This window comes from Rice orange leaf phytoplasma (genome assembly GCF_001866375.1).
Classification (GTDB): domain Bacteria; phylum Bacillota_I; class Bacilli_A; order Acholeplasmatales; family Acholeplasmataceae; genus Phytoplasma; species Phytoplasma asteris.
Genome location: NZ_MIEP01000004.1, coordinates 96,577 through 112,881, shown reverse-complemented (window position 1 = coordinate 112,881; position 16,305 = coordinate 96,577). Strand labels below are relative to the sequence as shown.

Sequence of the window (16,305 nt, the reverse complement as noted above, 5' to 3'; positions counted from 1 at the left end):
GTAATTTGGTAAAATGAAAAACATATTATGCAAGTATTTCGTATCCTGTAGGAGTTACTAAAACTGTGTGTTCAAAATGAGCACTTAAGCTTTTGTCTGTGGTAACTACAGTCCAATTATCTTGCAAAATAGCAATTTCGGGATTTCCTAAAGTAAGCATGGGTTCTACACAAAAAGTCATTCCTGGTTGTAGGATTGCGCCTTCGTGGGGTTTGCCAAAATTAGGAATATAGGGTTCTTCGTGCAAAGATGTACCAATACCATGTCCGGTAAATTCTTCTACGATGCCTAAATTATTGTTTTTGGCAAAAAGTTCAATGACATGAGAAATGTCAGAAAAATGATTTTGGGGTTTAATTTGCAAAAGACCTTGAAATAAGGCTTTTTGAGTAAGTGCAAGCAAGTTGTGAGTAGTTTGGCAAACAGTTCCTACAGCATAAGAATAAGCACAATCAACATAATAACCTTGATAGTTAATTCCTAAATCTAAGGTAATGATATCACCTTGTTTAAGGATGGTTTTTTTGGAAGGAATGCCGTGAACTACCACTTCATTAACTGAGGCACAAATATGTTTGGGAAATCCGTTGTAACCTTTAAAAGCAGAAATAACACCTTTTTTTTGATAAAAATTCTTAGCTAATAAATCTAGATCAAAAGTTGACATTCCTGGAATAACAAAGGAAGCAAGCAATCTGTGGGCTTCGTTAATGATTTTTCCTGCTTGTTTCATGATAGCAATTTCATTAGGAGTTTTGATGGAAATCATTTGCGGTCTGTTTCTAAAACTTCTAAAATAATTTTAGTAACTTGGTCGATGTTTTGCATACCATCTACTTCAAAAAGTTGATTTTGTTCGCGATAATATTGCACTAATGGCAATGTTTCTTGATTAAACACTTTGAGGCGTTTAAGGAAGGTTTCTGGTTTGTCATCTTCTCTTTGAATTAAGGTTTTTTGGTCTTTGTCACAAATACCTGGAGTTTTGGGAGGAATGTTTTCGATGTGATAAACCTTACCACATTCGGGACAAATTCTGCGTCCTACAATTCTTTTCATTAAATCTTGGGTACCAGCGTTAAAATAGATGACTTTAGTTAAAAATAAACGAGAGTTTTTGAAAAAATCATCCAAAAAACGAGCTTGCAAAACATTGCGGGGAAAACCGTCTAATAAAAAATCTTTAGTAGCGATGTCCTTAGACAAGTAATCAGCTATCATTTGGTTAGTAATGTCGTCAGGAACTAAAAGTCCTTGAGCAATAAATTTTTTACTTAAAATGCCTAATTCAGTATTTTCTTTAAAATTTTTACGAAAAATATCGCCTGTTGCAATGTGGTTAATTTTTAAAATATCTGATAAAACAGAAGCTTGAGTCCCTTTACCAATTCCGGGCGGTCCTAATAATATTAGTATCATATTGTCTTGTTTGCTTAATTAAAATAATTTTTGATATTCTTTTTTGTTGGCAGTAGCTTTGATGCGTTGGATAGTTTCAAGGGCTACACTAACAATAATAAGCAAACTGGTTCCTCCTAATTTCATATCTTTCAAACCTAAAAAATGTTCCATAAGAATAGGTGTTACAACAAGAGCAGCAATAAAAACAGTTCCTAAAACGGTGATTTTAAATAAGGTATTAGCTAAATAACGAGTAGTTTGTTCACCTGGTCTTAAACCTGCAATATAGGCATCTTGTTTGGATAAATGTTCTGAAATATCTTCAGGATTGACATTCATAAAAGCAGAAAAGAAAGAAAAAACAATTACTAACAAGACTAAAAAGCCTATGGCAAAAAAGTTAATTTGGTTTCCAGGAAAGTTAGTTTTCGCAAAAAAATCTACTACTTCTGTAAATTTTGTATTCCCAATAACTCCTGATAACATCTGGAAAGGTTGCAATAAAGCAGATGCCAAAATAACTGGCATAACTCCTGCACTATTAATTTTTAATGGAATGTAGCTTTTTCCTTGCACTTGATTGCGCGCATAATTGATAGGTATTTTTAAAGATGTTATTTGCACAACTACAGTAAAAATTAAAAATAAGAGAAGTAAAAGAACAATGCATGCAAAATTAAAAGTTTTCAAAGTTAAAAAATTTTTTTGAGATAAATATGATTCGTTCAGATTTACAAATAGATTAATTAGGCTGTGGCTCATCGAAACAACAATTAAAATAGAAGTCCCGTTTCCAATACCTTTGGAATTGATAAGGTCAGCAAACCAAATTAAAATAGCAACTCCTGCAGTAGCAATTAAAGCTAACAAAAACAGTTGGCTTGTACTTATTGATGTGACAAAAAGTTTTGAATAACTGTTCAAAAAAGCAAAAGATTGCCCAAAAGCAAACAATAAGGCAAGACTACGTGTTAAAAGATTAAGTTTGCGTTTGCCCATTTGTCCTTGGTCTTTCCATTCGCGACAAATAGGAAGAAGTTTTTGCAAAAATTGCACTACAATGGAAGCAGTGATGTAAGGAGTGATTCCCAATCCAAAAAGAGTACCAGCATTTATGGAAAAAACCCCAAAAAGTTTGGATAAATCAAGGGATTTAGTATTAATAAAAGGAAGAGGCCAAGAAGTTCCTAAACAAACAATAGAAATAATAAATAAGGTAAAAAAGATTTGAAACATTAATTTACGATTGCCTAAAACTAATTTTAATTGACGTTTCATCTTTAAATTACCTCTATATTTCCACCAACTGCTAAAATGGCTGCTTGAGCTTGTTTGGAGAATTTTGAAGCTTTTACAACTAATTTTTTAGTGAGAGTTCCTTGCGCCAAAACTTTAATACCACATAATTGGTCTTTAATTATTTTTTTTTCTAACAATAATTGAGGAGTGACAACAGTATCTTGAGGAAAGGTTTCTAGAGTTTTAAGGTTAAGAAGGGCGTATCTTTTTTGGGCAAAGTTGTGAAATCCTCTTTTAGGAATTCTTTGAAAAAAAGGGATTTGTCCGCCTTCAAAGCCGGGACGCAAAGTTTTTCCTGAACGTGCTAATTGTCCTTTGTGTCCTTTACCAGAAGTTTTACCAGTGCCACTACCAGGTCCACGTCCTAAACGTTTAGTGGATTTACGAGCATTAGTGACCGGTTTTAGTGTGTGTAACATTATTTTTGCTCCTTTGTATCAGAAACTTTTTCAACTACAACAAGATGACTGATGGTTTTAATCATTCCATGGATGGCTGGAGTGTCATCTTTAATAACTTGATTGTTAATTTTTTTCAAACCTAAACAGTGAGCGGTTTTAATTTGATTAACACGACAAGCAATAAGGCTTTTGGTAAGAGTAATTTTTAATTTCATTGTTCTTTTTTCGCTAAAGTGATGCCTCTTAATTTAGCTACTTCTTCTTTAGTGCGTAAACTTTGTAATCCATCCATTACTGCTCTTATTACGTTAATAGAGGTGCGTGAACCAAAAGTTTTAGTAAGAACATCATTAATGCCTACTAATTCTAAAATAGTTCTAGCAGCTTTTCCTCCAGCAACAATTCCAGTTCCTTTGGAAGCTGGTTTTAGAAAAAACTTAGATGCTCCAAAACGTCCAATAGTGTCATGAGGAATAGTAGTTCCTGTAATAGGAATACGAACTAATTGTTTTTTGGCTTTTTCTAAAGCTTTTTTAATAGCTTCTACAATTTCTTTAGCTTTAGCGGTGGCGAAACCAATTTGCCCTTTTTTATCGCCAACAACTACCAAAGCAGAAAAACGAAAACGAGCACCGCCTTTAACTACTTTAGTAATACGATTGATTTTAACAACTTTTTCTTCTAAAAGAGGGGCTTTTTTGTTAAATTCTTTCTTTATTGCTTTCATTTTGCTTTTCTCCTTTAAAACTGTAAGCCTGATTTACGACAAGCATCAGCTAAGGCTTTGATTTTGCCGTGATACAAATACCCTGATCTATCAAAAACAACATTTTTAATGCCTTGGGCTAAGGCTTTTTTAGCGATAAGAGCGCCTACTGCTTCAGCGGCTTTGATGTTGGATCCCAAAACATTGGCTTCTTTGCTATTAGCGCTGCATAGAGTTGTTTGTTGGGTGTCATCAATTATTTGCACATAAAGAAATTTATTAGATCTAAAAACATTTAAACGTGGTCTTTGTGATGTGCCTGAAACAATTTTTCTAAGGCGAAGATGACGTTTTTTACGAAGCACGTTAGAGGATTGTTTGGTTATCATAACTTATTTTTAGTCCTTTCTTGTTTTTTTAGCGCTTTTCCCAGCTTTTTGTCTAACGTATTGTCCTACGTAGCGGATTCCTTTACCTTTGTAAGGTTCTGGTTTACGTAGTTTTACATTTTTGGCAGCAAATTCGCCGACAAGTTGTTTGTCAATTCCTTTGATAACAATTTCTGTGTTTTGGTTAACTACCACTTCTAGATTATCAGGAATGGCAACGATTACAGGATGAGAAAAACCCAAAGATAAAATTAGTTGTTTATCTTTAATTTGAGCACGATAAGCTAACCCTACAATTTTTAAGGTTTTTTGAAAGCCTTTGCTTACGCCTTCTACCATATTGGAAAGTAAGGCTCTAGTGGTGCCGTGAATTTTTTTCATAAAAATTTCATCATTAGGGCGTTTTACTGTGATGACTTTGTTTCCATTAGTGATTGTTAATCTGTGATTGAATTGATATTCTAATTTGCCTTTAGGGCCTTCAACTGAGATAAAATTTCTATCTTTGATATCAACTTTAACCGCATTAGGGACTTCAATTGCTTTGTTTCCTACGCGTGACATAATTTTCTCCTTTATCTCCTTTAACTACTTTTGATTTGGCAATTAATTACCAAATATAAGCTAAAACTTCGCCACCAACTTGAGAAAGGCGAGCTTGAGCGTCTGTTAGAATTCCTTTAGAAGTAGAAACTAAAGCAACTCCTAAACCGTTGAGCACTTTAGGAATTTGTTCTGCTGATGCATAAACTCTAAGTCCTGGTTTGGAAACTCTTTTTAAGCCTTTAATAACTCTTTCTTTGTTGGGAGCATATTTCAAACTAATAATTATTTCGCGAGATGACTGAGGTAGATAAAAATCTTTAATAAAACCTTCTTTTTTTAAAACTGCTAAAATTTCTAATTTTAACTTAGAAGCAGGTACTAACACTTTTAAATGTGACATTTGATTGGCATTACGAATGCGTGTCAGCATATCTGCAATAGGGTCTGTCATAACCATGTTTGAGCCTCCTTTTTACCTTTACCAACTAGTTTTTCTGACTCCAGGTAATTTACCTTGATGAGCTAACTGCCTAAAATTAATGCGGGAAATGCCGAATTTACGAATGTATCCGCGTGGTCTTCCATCAATAGAATCTCTGTTTTTTAAACGTACAGGTGATGCTTTGGCAGGAATTTGAGACAACCCAGCATAGTCAGCTTTTTTTTTAAGTTCTAAGCGTAGTTTGGCATATTTTAAAACTAGCTCTCTTTGTTTTTGATCTTTTACGATTTTGGATTTTTTAGCCATAAGTAATAGTTCCTTTAATTTTTAAACGGCATACCATAAAGCTCTAAAAGCTTTTTGGCTTGAGTGTTATTTTTGGCAGTAGTTACAATGATGATATCCATGCCACGAATTTTTTTAACTTTGTCGATATTAATTTCTGGAAAAACGATTTGTTCTTTTAATCCTAGAGCATAATTACCTCTGCCGTCAAAAGATTTACCAGAAATGCCTCTAAAATCTCTTACACGGGGGAAAACTAAACGAGTTAGTTTGTATAAAAACGCCTCTTTGCGGGTTCCTCTTAAAGTCACTTTAGCTCCAATTGGCATGCCTTCACGTAATTTGAAATTAGAAATAGCTTTTTTGGCTTTAGTGATAACAGGGCTTTGTCCGCTTAATAATTTTAATTCTTCTACTACATCATCCAAAACTTTAACATTAAAAATAGCATCGCCTACGCCCATATTGATGACAACTTTTTCTACTTTTGGGACTTGCATAACGGATTTATAATTAAAAGTTTCCATTAAGGTGGCAGTGATTTTGGAATAGTCTAGAGTATTTTCTTTTTTCATTGACATTGATGCAAAACCTCCTTAATTTTTTTCGTCTAATGTTTGATTTGATTTTTTAGCATAACGAACTTTTTTACCTGATTGTATGCGAATTCCTACTTTAGTGGGAGTTTGTGTTTGGGGGCAAACTAAAGCTACATTAGAAACATGAATGGGAGCTTCTTGTTTAACGATGGTGCCATTTTCTTCGTTTTGGGAAGGGGGTTGGTGTTTGGTTTTGATGTTGACACCTTCAACAATAATTTTTTGAGTTTTGGCAAAAACTTTTAATACTTTGCCTGTTTTAGTCATTTTTTTACCTGATTCGTCTGTTACAAAACGATCTTTGCCAGCTAAAATAGCTACTGTTTCTCCTACTTTAATACGCATTGAGTTGTCCTCCTTACAAAACTAATTGGGCTAAAGAAACTATTTTGGAAAATTTCTTATCACTCAATTCTCTAACTACTGGACCAAAAATACGGGTGCCAATAATATTTAAATCTTCTTTTAAAAGTACTACAGCATTGTCGTCAAATTTAATGTAAGAGCCATTTTTACGTCTTAGACCTTTTTTGGTGCGTACAATGACAGCTTTTAGAACGTCATGTTTTTTAACTGTACCAGAACCTGATTTAACAGTTACTAATACAATATCTCCGATATTTACATGACTACGACGAGTGCCTCCTAAAATACCAATAACTAAAACTTCTTTAGCACCGCTGTTGTCAACTACAACTAAACGACTTTCTCGTTGAATCATCTCAAAATCTCCTTACTTTGCGCTCTTTGCATGGGAAAGAATTTTGAATAATCGAAATCTTTTAGTTTTAGAAAGAGGTCTTGTTTCCATAAAATTAACTAAATCGCCTGGTTTGGCTTCTTGATTTTCATCATGGACGTGGAATTTTTTCGATTGTTTCACTCTTTTGCCATATAAAGGGTCTTTTTTGTAAATATCAACAATAACAGTAATGGTTTTATCCATTTTATCTGAAACTACTTTACCTACGAAAGTTTTTCTAAAATTGCGTTGCATTATTGTTGTTCCTCCTTGATAGTTTCTACAGTGTCATCTAAATCAGGGGTAGTTGGTTGTGGGGTTGGGCTTTGATTTGCTAAAACAGGTTTGGCAGTGGAAGTGACAAAAGTTGGAGTAGTGGCTGTTTGTTGATTGATTTTTTGGGTTAGGATTGTTTTGATGCGAGCAATGGTTTTTTTAAGCTTTTTGATTTTGGCAGTGTTAGTGAGTTTGCCTAAAGCTAATTGAAAACGCAAATCAAACAGTTCTTGTTTTAACTTGTCTACTTTGTTTTCTAATTCTTCTGGATTTAATTTTAAAATTTCTTGAGTTTTCATACTTCAGCACCTTTTTTAACGATTTTAGTTTTAATCGGTAGTTTGTGAGACGCAAGTCTTAAAGCTTCCATTTCTACTTTGGAAGAATTAGTAGTGTCTTTAACTTCGAACAAAACTTTACCTGTTTTTACCACAGCTACCCATTCTTCAGGAGAACCTTTACCAGAACCCATTCTTACTTCTAAAGGTTTTTTAGTTAAGGATAGATGTGGAAAAATGTTGATCCACACTTTTCCTGTTCTTTTCATGTAACGTGTTATTGCAATACGAGCGGCTTCAATTTGTTTGTTAGTGATAAAAGCACCTTCTTTGGCAACCAAAGCGTGGTTTCCGTTGGCAATAACGTTTTTACCTTTGGATTTGCCTTCAAAACTAACGCGGTGAGGACGACGATATTTAGTTCTTTTTGGCATTAACATGATTATTGTTGCCTCCTTTGAAATTGCGAGGGCGTCTGTTAGGAGTGTTAGAAGATTGGGAAGTAAAAGGTTTTCTAGTGTCTAGAATGGTTTGTCCTGGTAAAACTTCACCGTGGAAAATCCATACTTTAATTCCTAAAACTCCATAAGTAGTATGAGCTTCAAGAGCAGCGTAATCGATGTCTGCTCTTAGAGTGTGTAGAGGAACTCTGCCTTCGGCATGTCCTTCGCTACGAGCTATTTCAGCACCGCCCAAACGACCAGAAATTAAAGTTTTTACTCCTTTGGCACCAGCTTTTAGGGCTTTTTGGATTGCCATTTTTTGAACACGGCGGAAAAACATACGATTTTCTAGTTGTTCAGCCATATTTTGAGCAATTAATAAAGCGATTTTATCAGAGTTTTTAACTTCTAACACGTTAAGATTAACGTCTTTTTGGGTAAGTTCTTTGAGTTTGTCAACTAATTTGTTGCGTGTATCGCCATCTTTTCCAATAATAACGCCTGGTTTAGCAGTGTGGACAGAAATAGTGATACGGTTTTTATTTTTTTCTTTTAAGCGTTCAATGTCAATTTGACTGATAGCGCTTTTTTTATTAAAATTATTGATTAGTTTACGAATTAAAAAATCTTCTTTAATTAAATTAGGAATTTCTTTATCATTAACACACCATTGAGATTCCCAAGTTCTAATAATGCCTAATCTTAAGCCGTTAGGATTAGTTTTTTGACCCACTTTGTTCTTCCTCCTTTGATGTTTGCAAGTTTGTGCTAGAAGTTATTACTAAAGTAATGTGGCTGGTTCTTTTTTTAATCATATCACCAGAACCTTTAGCTCTTGGAAACATACGTTTTAAACGCAAACCTTCGTTGACAAAAACTTCTTTAACATAAAGTTGTTCGCGGTTTAATTTTAAATTATTAACAGCATTGGAAACAGCACTGTTTAAAAGTTTTAAAATAACGGGAGCAGCTACTTTAGGGGTAAAAGTTAAAATGGCTTGAGCTTGTGCAATATTTTTTCCTCGAATTAAATCAACAACTAAACGTGCTTTTCGAGGGGCGATTGAAACTTTTCTAGCAATCGCTTTGGCGTTTTTGGTTTCCATAGTTATTCCTTCCCATTATTTTATTTTTTTTGCATTTTTTTGTCTTTTTTGTTGTGTCCGCGGTAAGTACGTGTAGGGGAAAATTCACCTAACTTATGTCCTACCATGTTTTCTGTAATGTAGACTGGAATATGTTCGCGTCCGTTATAAACAGCGATTTTGTGTCCTACAAAAATAGGTGTGATTGTAGAACTGCGTGACCAAGTTTGGATCACTTTTTTGTTTTTTAAGTTTTTTTGTTTTTCTATTTTTGCTAATAGATGGCTAGCAACAATAGGTCCTTTTTTAACTGAACGTGGCATATTAACAACTCCTTATTTTGTACGACGTCTAATAATTAAAGCATTAGATGCTTTTTTACGGTCACGAGTTTTGACCCCACGAGCTTTTTTGCCCCAAGGTGTCATTGGTGATTTACGTCCAATAGGAGCTCTACCTTCACCACCACCATGAGGGTGATCGTTCGGGTTCATCGCAGAACCTCTTACTGTTGGTCTTATTCCTAAGAAACGTTTTTTGCCTGCTTTACCATAATTAATTAGTTTATAAGATTCGTTGCCGATCTCTCCAATAGTAGCACGACAAGTTCCAAGAACTTTGCGAACTTCGCCTGATTGAAGACGTAATAGCACGTATTTGTCTTCTCTACTAATAATTTTACAAAAAGAACCAGCACTACGAGCAATTTGTCCGCCTTTACCTGGTTTTAATTCAATGTTATGAACGGTGGTTCCTACTGGAATATTCATTAAAGGAAGGCAATTGGCAACTTTAATATCTGCTTCTTTACCAGAGACAATTTGCATCCCTACTGTAAGTCCTTTAGGAGCAAGAATGTATCTTTTTTCGCCGTCTACATAGTGAATTAAAGCGATGTTAGCACTGCGGTTTGGATCGTATTCAATGGTAGCTACTTTGCCAACAATGTTATCTTTGTTTCTTTTAAAATCAATTAAACGGTATTTTCTTTTAACGCCGCCGCCACGATGTCTTACTGTAATTTTACCTTGGTTGTTGCGTCCAGCTTGGTCTTTATGAGATACCAATAATCTTTTTTCAGGAGTTTGAGTGGTGATTTCTGAAAAAGCAGAAACACTCATATTACGACATCCATTTGTAGTAGGCTTATATTTTTTAATTGCCATAATTTATACCTGCCTTGTATTTTTTTAATCGTTAATCGTTGTTTTGGTTGGGTTTGAGTTTATTCGTTAGCAAGGATTTCGATTTTTTGTCCCGGAGTTACTTTACAAATAGCTTTTTTATAACCAGAAGTATAGCCTTCGAATTTACCTTTTCTTTTGAATTGTGGTAAAACGTTGCGAGTGTTAACTGATAAAACTTTTACTTGAAAAATGCTTTCTAAAGCTTTTTTAATTTCTACTTTATTAGCTGTTTTGGCAACTTTAAAAGTGTATTTATTTTGTCTTTCGATCAATTTATTAGTTAATTCAGTAATGATTAGTGCTTTAACTAAATCATAGTATTTATTCATTATTTTAAAACCTCTTCAAAATAGTTAACAGCATCAGCAGTTAGGACTAATTGTTTGCAATTAAGGATTTGATAAACACTTGCATGAGAAGCTGTTTCTAAAGTAATATAAGATAGATTGCGAGAAGCCAAAGCTAATTGTTCTGTCATTTGAGTAACTACAATTAAGGATTTGGAAGTGATGTTTAATTTTTGTAACATTTGTTGGAAATCTTTAGTTTTATGAGTTGCTAAATTAATGTTGTCTACAACTACTAATTGATTATTTTTAGCTTGGAGTGATAAAGCTGATTTTAGAGCCAGACTACGTACTTTTTGGTTTACTTTAACAGAATAATCTCTTGGGGATGGTCCAAAAGTAACTCCACCACCACGCCATAAAGGAGAACGAATAGAGCCATGACGAGCACGACCAGTTCCTTTTTGTCTCCATGGTTTTCTACCTCCACCAGCAACTAAAGCGCGAGTTTTGGTAGCATGTGTGCCTTGACGCATTGCAGCTCTTTGAGCATTTACAACGTCATATAAAACTTGTTGATTAGGTTTAATGTCAAAAACAGTAGTTGCTAAAACCTTTTCAGAAACGAAGTCGCCTTTTTGATTAAGAATATTAATTTTTGGCATGCGTTTACTCCTTTGTCAATTTTTTTACAGCAGATTTGATAATTACAAAACCTTTATTAGGTCCTGGGACATTGCCTTTTATTAAGAATAAGTTTTTTTCAGTATCAACCGAAAGAATAGCTAAATTTTGGATAGTAACAGTTTCGTGTCCCATGTGTCCTGGTAGTTTTTTACCTTTTAATTTACCTTTAATAGGGCCCATTGAACCTGGACGACGGTGATAACGAGACCCGTGACTTTCAGGACCTCTGCTTTGATTGTGTCTCTTAATAGAACCAGAAAAACCTTTACCTTTGGAAGTTCCTGTTACATCAACTAAATCACCTACTTGAAATAAATCGTTTGTGATTAGGGCGCCTACTGCTAAATTAGCTAGGTTTGAATTGACATCCGAACTAAAATTAATTTCTTTAATGAAGCGCTTAGGGGCAGTAGTTGCTTTTTTAAAATGTCCTAACATAGGTTTAGAAGTGTTTTTTTTTCTTTTGTCGCAAAAACCTATTTGAGTAGCTTGATAGCCGTCTTGGTCAACGTTTTTTTGTTGTAAAACAACGTTAGGTGCAACATCTACTATTGTTACTGGAACTAATTCTCCTTGTTCGTTAAAAACTTGAGTCATTCCTATTTTTTTACCTAAGATTCCTTGAGCCATGTCCTTCCTCTTTCTTTTTTTAATTTTGGTTTAAAGTTTGTAAAAAGTTTTTTAAAGTGATTTTCAAAAGTTGATTGAAATTGTAATTGCAATCGTGATTGTGATTTAACCAAATGAAATGATTTAAATGAAATGGTTATAAAAAAGTAAATATTTATTCATATTAAAATGAATAGTGCCTAAATTTTGCTTTTGCTATTGGTTTTTTTTTAACAAAATATCAATTGCAGGTGGCAAACTAATGTGCATTAAAGATTCAATTGTTTTTTTATTAGGATTGATAATTTGAATTAAACGTTTGTGAGTGCGTCGTTCAAATTGTTCTCTTGAATCTTTGTTAACGAAAGGGGAACGCAAAACAGTAAATAATTCTTTTCTGGTAGGAAGAGGTATTGGACCTTCAATATTTACTCCTGTTTTAGTGATAATATCAATAATTTTTTTAGCTGCTTGATCAATTAAATGATGGTCGTAGGCTCTTAGAATTATTTTGATAATTTCTTTTTCTTTTTTGTTCACTTATATTCTCCTTTTTTAGAAATGTTTGAAAATATTGCCTATTAGACAAATATTTTGCTTAAATAATTTTTTTCTTAGACAACTGACATTGGTGTTTTGTTTTTTGGATTAAAAGAAAAAATATTTAAAACAAGCCTTTTTATTATACCTTAAAAAAGATTTTATTGCAAGTCATTTTAATTACAAAAGTTAAAAAAGTAATTAATAATGTTTTTTAAAATAAAAAAAGCTGTTTCAAATAAGTAAAATGGTGAAAAGATTTATTTATTTTGAATTTTGTTTGTTAAAAAATACAATAATTTAATTCAAATATCCTCATTAAGTTAATTCAAACATCTTTATATTAAAAGATAAAATTATTTAATGAAAAGGTCCATTTTTATATTTATATTTATTGATAACTTTTTTAACAAATTTAAAAAACTGTTTAAAAGGGTTAATTTTGGCAAAACACATATAACCATTAAATATTATAATTAAAACCCAAATAATAACTAATATAACAACTCTTAAATAATTTGTATACATTTGTTTTTTAATAAGTTGTAATAATAAATTATAATTTGATAGTATATTTGTATTAGATTGTAATGAATCTAGATATTGTTGTAAAACTTTTTGAGTATTTAGATTTTCAAAAAACGTATATATCAAAAAAGTAACAATCATTCCAAATACACTTAATAATAAAAAATTGATGTTTTTAATAAAGAAGATATGTTTTGTTTAATATCAGACATATTTTTTACTTATAATTATTTAAATGATTTAGCTTTAGAATAACAGAAATAACCATTAAATCCTACTAACGCCAATACAAAGAAAAACTCTACAAAAAGGAAAACGTATTTTTTAGTTACTTCTTGTTTTTCTTTGAGGACTTTTTGATCTTCGTTATGTTTTTCTAATTTGGCATCATAAGATTTTTTAGCTTCTTCATTAACCAAAGAAGCTGAATATGAATTCTCCTTGTAAAATTTCGTTGAATTATCATTATAAGTTTTAGAAAATGATGCCGTATCTGCTTCTTGATATTTTTTTGATGCTTCTAAAACAACATAAGACCCAAACATACTTAAAAATAAAATAATTCTTTTAAAATAAATTAAATAGTAACTATCAAAAAATAAATAAATCCAAAAAATATTAAAACTATAAATTAAAATAATATCAAATAAAAAAACAATATCGTCATCTAAGAAAAAAATTATTTAAACAAAATAATTTGTCTAATAATGATAAATTAATTGTCAGTTGTTTTTTTGAGATTTAGAAGGTTTGTTTTCCAAAATAAGTTTTCCTTTGTAATAACCACTATTTTTAGTAACTCTGTGAGACAAAGTAAAAGTATTAGTTTCTTTGCAAAGTACTAAAGCAGGATTGCTTAACTTATAATGAGTACGTCTTTTTCTTTTTGCCGTTTTTCCGGTGCGTCTAAAAGGAACAGCCATTTTATCAAATCCTTTCTTTATAATTTTTTGTTTTTAGCATTTATTATAAATAATAATAAAACTTTTAACAAATAAAAGGTTAATCAAAACCCAATTAATAACTGCCAAAAATTATTATTAGCACTTTAATCAAGCTTAAAAAATTAATAATCATGCCAAAGCATGCAAAAATTAATTTTAAACCTAAGTTTATTTTATCTTAAAAAAGCTGTTTTGTCAATCTATTTTGAGCTTTTTTACTTTTTTCTTATTTATTTGCTACTTTAATTATTATTTTATCAAATTACAACAATATAACTAAAATAATTTGAGTTTTTTTAATAAATTAATTTTGTTGAAGTCCCATTTTTATGTTTCGCCTCCGTAAAAGGTTTTGAAAACAAAGAAACTACTAAAAAATGGTTCTTAAAAGTATTTTTACCAACATTCAAAGTTAACGACGTAGATAAAACTGACAAATTTAGAGTTGGAGTAAAAGTTAAAACACAAGATAACAATGATTTTGAAGTATATACCAAAGACTCCAAATTTGCTCTTACCAAAGATAACAAATTTGTTTCAGTAGAAGTTCAATTAGAAGTAGAATTATTAACTCTTGATGGTTTAGTTGAAAATAACACCGATACTGCTGATTTTGAATTAACTATGCAATATGAAGTAGTGGATGAAAATGGTAATGTAATTGCAGAAAATAACAAACTAACAGAAGCTCAATCAGCTAAATCCAAAATAAATTACACTAACACATACTAAAAAACACTTTCCATTAACAAACATGTATAAATTGAATAAATTACTCTTTAATAACATTATTTTATAATCTTTCATTAACTTAAATAAATATCAAATAATCAATTCAAAGACTATTAATTATTTAATAGTCTTTGATGTCTTAAACTTTTTATCTTTTTTGATGGTTTAACTAACTAAAAACCTAATGAATACTTTATAATTAACTTAAATAATTAAAAAACCGTAAATTTTATAAAGAAAGAAGGGGATATTTTTCCAAAAATTTATCAATTTTCTAAAAAAAGGTATTAACCAAAATGTTTTTATCCAATACTTATAACAAAAAAACACTTTTATTTTTAATTATTGTTTTTAATTATTATTTATTATTTTTAATTATTATAATATTTACTTTATTTATTATTATCCCTCATTTTACCAAAGCTCAATCAAATCTTAAATTAAGATATGATTATAAAACAAGTATAAAATAAGTTTGAGAAAAAAAGAAAGACAAGCACAAACAACAACAACAACACAAGTACAAGAAGAGCCAACATAAGAACAACAAGGACCAAAATTACACCTTGTAGAAATTGAAAGGGATTGGGATTCCCACCTGGACAAAGTAATAAAACATATTAAAGAAAAGATTAATCCTAATTTTAATGGAACATTAACCAAAAGAAAAACAATAAATAGAATAAAAGATGGGAATATATCGTTCGAAATTGCTACAGGAACATGCGAGCCAAGTACAATTTGTTTATATCCTGATGGAGAAATTCGAGGTGACCTAGATAAAAAATATACTTATCAAGAACTAACAAAAATTACAGGCAAATATACAAATTTGTATATTTTTTACCATGACATAGAAAATACCAAAAAAAATAGATGGAGCTAAAACCTACTTCTAGATGGATTTCAGGAATGGTAAGGCGTCTGAGAGATTGGGCAAACACTCAATAATAAACAACAATAAACAACAATAAATCTTTATCTTTTATCTTTTTAATTATATATATTAATTTATATTATCTTTTTGGTAGCTTAATAATTTATACTTATAATTAATATTAACTACCTTTTTTAAAAGAAAGGAGTCTGTTTTTTACATTAACAAAATTAACAAGACTTCTAAAAAAAGACCAAATATAAACTTTAATTCCTTTTTAATGCTTATAATTATAAATATATTAATACTATTACTTACTTAACATTAATTCTTATTTTATTAAAGCACATTCAACATTTAAATTAAACTATCAAATCAAAAGTACTTTTAAAATAAAAGTAAAAAAAGAGAATCTAAATAATACAATTCATAACATTAAAGTAAAAAGCACTAATAAAGCTCTTATCTTTATACATAAAATTGATCCTAATTATTACAAAAAAGTCTCATTTCACAAAACAATTAATCAAAACAAGGGCGAATTAATGTCTAAGTCAATTCTTAATTGTCCCCAAAATATTATATTTATCTATCATGATGGAAAAATGCCATTTATTAAGGATAAAACAAATACCTTAGAAGCAATCATAAACATGAAAAATAAATACAATAGTTTATATATTTTTTACTATGAACCAACTTTAATCCAAAAATATCTCTATCCTAAAAAAACAACTTGGTATAAACCTTATCGTAAGAAATAATTATTTTCATATTTAAAATAAATTAATAAACTATTTAAAAAATAAAAATAATATAAATAATGAAAGAAACTATCCTTCAGGATAGTTTTTTTGTTTTTAAGATCTAAATATAAAAGCTAAGTATTCTTTTTTACATCCCAAATTAATTTGGTTTATGTTATGATAAAGGTAAATGATAAAATAATTTAGAACTTATTTCTTTGAAAAACCAAAATAATATAACATTACAAAAAAAATTAATAATAAACTACAATTAAG

At 30.8% G+C, this 16,305-nt stretch carries 26 protein-coding genes and 1 pseudogene; 1 reads left to right on the top strand and 26 read right to left on the bottom strand.

Annotated elements, in window-relative coordinates; translation table 11 throughout:
• Nucleotides 1-25 precede the first annotated feature (25 nt).
• The 26 genes and pseudogenes from map to rpmF all read right to left on the bottom strand — a co-directional run bounded on the left by map (nucleotide 26) and on the right by rpmF (nucleotide 13,653).
• Entirely contained in the window at nucleotides 26-769 is a 744-nt protein-coding gene (gene map, locus BHE82_RS01540) for a type I methionyl aminopeptidase (protein ID WP_071345522.1), read from the bottom strand.
• Nucleotides 766-1,419 (bottom strand): adenylate kinase, encoded by a 654-nt coding sequence (locus tag BHE82_RS01535; RefSeq protein WP_069028281.1) that lies wholly within the window; start codon nucleotides 1,417-1,419, stop codon nucleotides 766-768. The genes map and BHE82_RS01535 overlap by 4 nt, the downstream gene beginning before the upstream one ends.
• Nucleotides 1,420-1,437: 18 nt before the next feature.
• Nucleotides 1,438-2,679 carry a preprotein translocase subunit SecY gene (gene secY, locus BHE82_RS01530; protein ID WP_071345521.1) on the bottom strand — a complete coding sequence of 414 codons (1,242 nt, stop codon included), beginning with the start codon at nucleotides 2,677-2,679 and terminating at the stop codon, nucleotides 1,438-1,440.
• A 2-nt stretch (nucleotides 2,680-2,681) separates the two neighbouring features.
• On the bottom strand, nucleotides 2,682-3,119 hold the full coding sequence (gene rplO, locus BHE82_RS01525) for a 50S ribosomal protein L15 (RefSeq protein ID WP_069028283.1): 438 nt from the start codon (nucleotides 3,117-3,119) through the stop codon (nucleotides 2,682-2,684).
• Complete coding sequence (gene rpmD / locus BHE82_RS01520) at nucleotides 3,119-3,316, bottom strand: 50S ribosomal protein L30 (protein ID WP_011160593.1); 198 nt, start codon at nucleotides 3,314-3,316, stop codon at nucleotides 3,119-3,121. Before rpmD ends, rplO begins: the two co-directional genes overlap by 1 nt.
• On the bottom strand, nucleotides 3,313-3,828 hold the full coding sequence (gene rpsE / locus BHE82_RS01515; protein WP_011160592.1) for a 30S ribosomal protein S5: 516 nt from the start codon (nucleotides 3,826-3,828) through the stop codon (nucleotides 3,313-3,315). Before rpsE ends, rpmD begins: the two co-directional genes overlap by 4 nt.
• A 14-nt stretch (nucleotides 3,829-3,842) precedes the next feature.
• The gene (rplR, locus tag BHE82_RS01510) at nucleotides 3,843-4,196 is read right to left on the bottom strand and encodes a 50S ribosomal protein L18 (protein WP_042068032.1); all 354 of its coding nucleotides are present in this window, start codon (nucleotides 4,194-4,196) and stop codon (nucleotides 3,843-3,845) included.
• Nucleotides 4,197-4,205: 9 nt separating this feature from the next.
• Nucleotides 4,206-4,760 carry a 50S ribosomal protein L6 gene (gene rplF, locus BHE82_RS01505; protein ID WP_071345519.1) on the bottom strand — a complete coding sequence of 185 codons (555 nt, stop codon included), beginning with the start codon at nucleotides 4,758-4,760 and terminating at the stop codon, nucleotides 4,206-4,208.
• Between the two features lie 46 nt (nucleotides 4,761-4,806).
• Nucleotides 4,807-5,199 carry a 30S ribosomal protein S8 gene (gene rpsH, locus BHE82_RS01500; protein WP_011160589.1) on the bottom strand — a complete coding sequence of 131 codons (393 nt, stop codon included), beginning with the start codon at nucleotides 5,197-5,199 and terminating at the stop codon, nucleotides 4,807-4,809.
• Between the two features lie 21 nt (nucleotides 5,200-5,220).
• Complete coding sequence (rpsN, locus tag BHE82_RS01495; protein ID WP_011160588.1) at nucleotides 5,221-5,490, bottom strand: 30S ribosomal protein S14; 270 nt, start codon at nucleotides 5,488-5,490, stop codon at nucleotides 5,221-5,223.
• 14 nt (nucleotides 5,491-5,504) lie between these two features.
• Nucleotides 5,505-6,044 carry a 50S ribosomal protein L5 gene (rplE, locus tag BHE82_RS01490; protein ID WP_071345518.1) on the bottom strand — a complete coding sequence of 180 codons (540 nt, stop codon included), beginning with the start codon at nucleotides 6,042-6,044 and terminating at the stop codon, nucleotides 5,505-5,507.
• A 21-nt stretch (nucleotides 6,045-6,065) separates the two neighbouring features.
• Nucleotides 6,066-6,413: a 50S ribosomal protein L24 gene (rplX, locus tag BHE82_RS01485; RefSeq protein ID WP_069028288.1), complete on the bottom strand. Its 348-nt coding sequence runs from the start codon at nucleotides 6,411-6,413 to the stop codon at nucleotides 6,066-6,068.
• 13 nt (nucleotides 6,414-6,426) lie between these two features.
• Entirely contained in the window at nucleotides 6,427-6,789 is a 363-nt protein-coding gene (rplN, locus tag BHE82_RS01480; RefSeq protein WP_011160585.1) for a 50S ribosomal protein L14, read from the bottom strand.
• Nucleotides 6,790-6,801: 12 nt separating this feature from the next.
• The gene (rpsQ, locus tag BHE82_RS01475) at nucleotides 6,802-7,065 is read right to left on the bottom strand and encodes a 30S ribosomal protein S17 (RefSeq protein WP_011160584.1); all 264 of its coding nucleotides are present in this window, start codon (nucleotides 7,063-7,065) and stop codon (nucleotides 6,802-6,804) included.
• Nucleotides 7,065-7,385, bottom strand: coding sequence for a 50S ribosomal protein L29 (rpmC, locus tag BHE82_RS03505; RefSeq protein ID WP_071345517.1), 321 nt, complete (start codon nucleotides 7,383-7,385; stop codon nucleotides 7,065-7,067). The genes rpsQ and rpmC overlap by 1 nt, the downstream gene beginning before the upstream one ends.
• Nucleotides 7,382-7,804, bottom strand: a complete 423-nt coding sequence (gene rplP / locus BHE82_RS01465; RefSeq protein ID WP_069028292.1) for a 50S ribosomal protein L16 — start codon at nucleotides 7,802-7,804, stop codon at nucleotides 7,382-7,384. Before rplP ends, rpmC begins: the two co-directional genes overlap by 4 nt.
• Nucleotides 7,782-8,540 (bottom strand): 30S ribosomal protein S3, encoded by a 759-nt coding sequence (gene rpsC / locus BHE82_RS01460; RefSeq protein ID WP_071345516.1) that lies wholly within the window; start codon nucleotides 8,538-8,540, stop codon nucleotides 7,782-7,784. Before rpsC ends, rplP begins: the two co-directional genes overlap by 23 nt.
• Nucleotides 8,524-8,913: a 50S ribosomal protein L22 gene (rplV, locus tag BHE82_RS01455; RefSeq protein ID WP_024563686.1), complete on the bottom strand. Its 390-nt coding sequence runs from the start codon at nucleotides 8,911-8,913 to the stop codon at nucleotides 8,524-8,526. The genes rpsC and rplV overlap by 17 nt, the downstream gene beginning before the upstream one ends.
• A gap of 20 nt (nucleotides 8,914-8,933) precedes the next feature.
• Nucleotides 8,934-9,215, bottom strand: a complete 282-nt coding sequence (gene rpsS, locus BHE82_RS01450; protein ID WP_011412797.1) for a 30S ribosomal protein S19 — start codon at nucleotides 9,213-9,215, stop codon at nucleotides 8,934-8,936.
• 12 nt (nucleotides 9,216-9,227) lie between these two features.
• Nucleotides 9,228-10,058, bottom strand: coding sequence for a 50S ribosomal protein L2 (gene rplB, locus BHE82_RS01445; RefSeq protein WP_071345515.1), 831 nt, complete (start codon nucleotides 10,056-10,058; stop codon nucleotides 9,228-9,230).
• Nucleotides 10,059-10,117: 59 nt separating this feature from the next.
• Nucleotides 10,118-10,408, bottom strand: coding sequence for a 50S ribosomal protein L23 (rplW, locus tag BHE82_RS01440; RefSeq protein WP_071345514.1), 291 nt, complete (start codon nucleotides 10,406-10,408; stop codon nucleotides 10,118-10,120).
• Nucleotides 10,408-11,031 carry a 50S ribosomal protein L4 gene (rplD, locus tag BHE82_RS01435; RefSeq protein ID WP_071345513.1) on the bottom strand — a complete coding sequence of 208 codons (624 nt, stop codon included), beginning with the start codon at nucleotides 11,029-11,031 and terminating at the stop codon, nucleotides 10,408-10,410. Before rplD ends, rplW begins: the two co-directional genes overlap by 1 nt.
• Nucleotides 11,032-11,035: 4 nt before the next feature.
• Nucleotides 11,036-11,683 (bottom strand): 50S ribosomal protein L3, encoded by a 648-nt coding sequence (gene rplC / locus BHE82_RS01430; RefSeq protein ID WP_071345512.1) that lies wholly within the window; start codon nucleotides 11,681-11,683, stop codon nucleotides 11,036-11,038.
• 195 nt (nucleotides 11,684-11,878) lie between these two features.
• Nucleotides 11,879-12,202, bottom strand: a complete 324-nt coding sequence (gene rpsJ / locus BHE82_RS01425; RefSeq protein WP_071345511.1) for a 30S ribosomal protein S10 — start codon at nucleotides 12,200-12,202, stop codon at nucleotides 11,879-11,881.
• Nucleotides 12,203-12,957: 755 nt separating this feature from the next.
• Nucleotides 12,958-13,275 (bottom strand): hypothetical protein, encoded by a 318-nt coding sequence (locus BHE82_RS01415; RefSeq protein ID WP_071345509.1) that lies wholly within the window; start codon nucleotides 13,273-13,275, stop codon nucleotides 12,958-12,960.
• Between the two features lie 170 nt (nucleotides 13,276-13,445).
• A pseudogene (gene rpmF, locus BHE82_RS01410) lies at nucleotides 13,446-13,653 on the bottom strand (50S ribosomal protein L32).
• A 2,175-nt stretch (nucleotides 13,654-15,828) separates the two neighbouring features.
• Here rpmF and BHE82_RS01405 point away from each other — a divergent pair.
• Nucleotides 15,829-16,047 (top strand): hypothetical protein, encoded by a 219-nt coding sequence (locus BHE82_RS01405; RefSeq protein ID WP_071345507.1) that lies wholly within the window; start codon nucleotides 15,829-15,831, stop codon nucleotides 16,045-16,047.
• Nucleotides 16,048-16,305 lie beyond the last annotated feature (258 nt).